The organism is Betaproteobacteria bacterium (assembly GCA_016791345.1).
GTDB lineage: Bacteria > Pseudomonadota > Gammaproteobacteria > Burkholderiales > JAEUMW01 > JAEUMW01.
Map to the genome: position 1 here is coordinate 1 of JAEUMW010000432.1, position 3302 is coordinate 3302.

The following is a 3302-nucleotide window of genomic DNA, read 5'->3' on the forward strand; positions in this document are numbered from 1 at the left end:
CTTGCCATAGTCCATCTTGTAGATGTGGTCGCCGGCGAGGATCAGCACATAGTCGGGGTCGAACTCGCGCAGAATGTCGATGTTCTGGAATACGGCGTCGGCGGTACCCTGATACCAGAGTTCCTCGATCCGCTGCTGGGCGGGCATCAGTTCGACGAACTCCTTGAACTGCCCGGCGAGGAAAGACCAGCCGCGCTGGATGTGGCGGATGAGACTGTGCGACTTGTATTGCGTCAACACGCCGATGCGACGAATGCCCGAGTTGACGCAGTTCGAAAGCACGAAGTCGATGATGCGGAACTTGCCGCCGAAAGGCACGCCAGGCTTCGCTCGCCAGTCGGTCAGGTGCGCAAGACGGCTCCCCCGGCCGCCTGCGAGCACGATGGCATACGTGTTCTTGGTGAGAAGACTGATGAATCGGGGTGCGGATTCGGGTGTCACCGTTGTCGCGTCCTTGCGTGGATGTTGGATCGGTTCCAGATTGCAGCACCCGCGACGAGAACGCGAGCCTGGCCTCCCGGGACTACGGCTATAATGGAGCTTCTTGTATGCTCATGAAACACGACCTCCCACCCGAAGTCAATCGGCTTGCGGAGCGCCTTCTCGAGGCCCGCCTGCACGATCCCTACGCCCTGCTCGGACTGCATGCACGCGGCGACCGACAGATCGTCCGCGCGTTCGATCCGCACAGCAATGCTTTGTCGATCGAAACGCCCGAGGGATGGTGCCCGATGCGGCGAATCGGCGTGGCCGGGCTCTTCGAATGGTCCGGTACCGGTCTGCCGAAACACTATCGCCTGCAGTCCCAGGAAGGCGACAACGTCCGCATCCGCCATGATCCGTATTGTTTTGCACCCAGCCTGACGGACCACGACCTCTATCTCTTCAACGAGGGCCGCTTCCACCAGGCGCATCGGGCGCTCGGTGCCCAGCCCATGGTGGTGGACAGCGTGGCTGGTTTCCGCTTTGCCGTCTGGGCGCCGAACGCCGAGCGCGTGTCGGTCGTGGGCGACTTCAACCGCTGGGACGGCCGGGTGCATCCGATGGTGAGCCGCGGCTCGAGTGGCGTCTGGGAGCTTTTCATTCCCGATCTGCCTAGCGGCAGCCTATACAAGTTCGAGATCCGTAACCGTCATTCGGGTCGGGTGTTCGTCAAGTTCGATCCTTACGGCCAACAATTCGAGCTGCGCCCGGGCACGGCGGGCCGTACTTGCCCGCCGACCGCCCATGCCTGGCAGGACGGCGACTGGATGGCACATCGCGCCGCGTGGGACTGGCTGCATGCGCCGATCAACATTTATGAGGTGCATGCCGGCTCGTGGCGACGTCATCCGGATGGGCGCTTCTACAGCTATGACGAGCTTGCTGCTGCCCTCGTCCCCTACGTGCAGGAGATGGGCTACACGCACATCGAACTCTTGCCCATCTCGGAGCATCCGCTCGACGAGTCGTGGGGCTACCAGACTACCGGCTACTTCGCGCCGACCAGCCGTCACGGCGATCCCGACGGACTTCGGCGTTTCGTCGACGCCTGCCACCGGGGCAGTATCGGTGTCATCCTGGACTGGGTGCCCGCGCACTTCACCTCCGATGCGTGGGCCCTCGCACGGTTCGACGGCACCTCGCTCTACGAGCACGAAGACCCGCGTTTGGGCCTGCATCGGGACTGGGGCACCCACGTCTTCAACTTCGGCCGAAACGAGGTGAAGAGTTTCCTCCTCGCTAGCGCAAACTACTGGTTATCGGAGTTTCACATCGACGGGCTGCGGGTCGACGCGGTCGCGGCGATGCTCTACCTCGACTACTCGCGTAAGCCTGGTGAGTGGCTGCCCAATCGGTACGGCGGTCGCGAGAACCTGGAGGCGATCGACTTCCTCCGCGAACTCAACGTCATGGTGCACGAGCAGTTTCCCGGCGCACTCACGTTCGCCGAGGAATCGACCGCGTGGCCAATGGTTTCGCGCCCGGTCTACCTGGGCGGTCTCGGTTTCTCCATGAAGTGGAACATGGGCTGGATGAACGACACGCTCGCCTACATGGGGCGCGACCCGATCCATCGTCGCTTTCATCACGAGTTGCTGACCTTCGGCCAGATCTACGCTTATTCCGAGAACTTCGTGCTGCCACTCTCCCACGACGAAGTGGTCCACGGGAAGTATTCACTGCTCGGCAAGATGCCCGGCGACGGCTGGCAGAAGTTCGCGAACCTGCGGCTGTTGGCACTGTATCAACTCACCTCCCCCGGCAAGAAGCTCAACTTCATGGGCAACGAGTTCGGGCAGGGGCGCGAATGGCAGGTGCAGTGGGAGCTGGAATGGGCGCAGTCGTCGATCCCCATTCACGCCGGCACGCAGCGGTTTGTGCGCGACCTCAACGTGCTGTACCGCGACTGTCGCGCGCTTCACGAGTTCGATTTCTCGCAGCAGGGGTTCTCGTGGATCGACTGCCACGATGCAGACCAGTCCGTGGTGAGCTATCAGCGCCGCGGCAGGGATGGATCGTTCGTCGTGGTCGTGCTGAACTTTACGCCCGTCCCGCGACACGACTACCGCATTGGCGTCCCCGCAGCGGGCACATATCACGAGGTTCTGAACAGCGACTCGGAATTCTACGGCGGCTCGAACGTCGGCAACGCCGGACACATCCAGTCCTCGGGCCTGTCGTGGATGGGGCTCGCGGACTCGCTGGTGATCGACCTTCCGCCGCTGGCGGGTCTGTTGCTGCGGCTCGCCTAAAGCGACCGACTAAGCGGCGATCCCCACGCTGCGCCGGGCGTCATCCCGCTGTGCCTTGCGCGCTTTCTTTGCGGCGTACATCGCTTCGTCTGCCCGTCGCAGTAGCGCGCTGGCATCCGGGGCGTCGTCCGGATAGACACTGACTCCCATGCTCGCCGAGAGCGAGAGCTGCAGACTGCCTTCGTTCACGGGAGAGGACAGTCGCCGCTGGATATGGCCGAGGACGCGCTCGACATCCTCGCGGTCACGCACGTTCTCGATAATCAGCACGAACTCGTCACCGCCGTAGCGGGCCACCGTGTCGCTGGTACGCACAGCCTCGCGTAACCTGGCGGCGGTCACCACCAGCAACCGGTCGCCGACGGCGTGACCATGCGTATCGTTTACCGGCTTGAAATGGTCGAGGTCGATCATGACCAGGCCAACCCTGGTGCCGCACCGACGTGCGTGCTCGATGGCGCGGTCGAGCCGATCGTCGAGCAGCATGCGGTTTGCAAGTCCGGTAAGCGCATCGTGTGAAGCCTGCATTCGATGCTTGGCGGCGCTTTCCATGAGTCTCCGATTGGC

3 protein-coding genes are annotated in these 3302 nt (G+C 63.0%); 1 reads left to right on the forward strand and 2 read right to left on the reverse strand.

All coding sequences use genetic code 11. The features are described 5' to 3' along the window. The coding region (locus JNK68_16235) for an NTP transferase domain-containing protein (GenBank protein ID MBL8541892.1) at window positions 1-441 on the reverse strand (441 nt) is incomplete at its 3' end. 113 nt (window positions 442-554) lie between these two features. Here JNK68_16235 and glgB point away from each other — a divergent pair. Further along, window positions 555-2735: a 1,4-alpha-glucan branching protein GlgB gene (gene glgB, locus JNK68_16240; protein MBL8541893.1), complete on the forward strand. Its 2181-nt coding sequence runs from the start codon at window positions 555-557 to the stop codon at window positions 2733-2735. Between the two features lie 9 nt (window positions 2736-2744). On the opposite strand, the gene JNK68_16245 is transcribed toward glgB, so the two are convergent. Further along, the gene (locus JNK68_16245; protein MBL8541894.1) at window positions 2745-3263 is read right to left on the reverse strand and encodes a GGDEF domain-containing protein; all 519 of its coding nucleotides are present in this window, start codon (window positions 3261-3263) and stop codon (window positions 2745-2747) included. Window positions 3264-3302 lie beyond the last annotated feature (39 nt).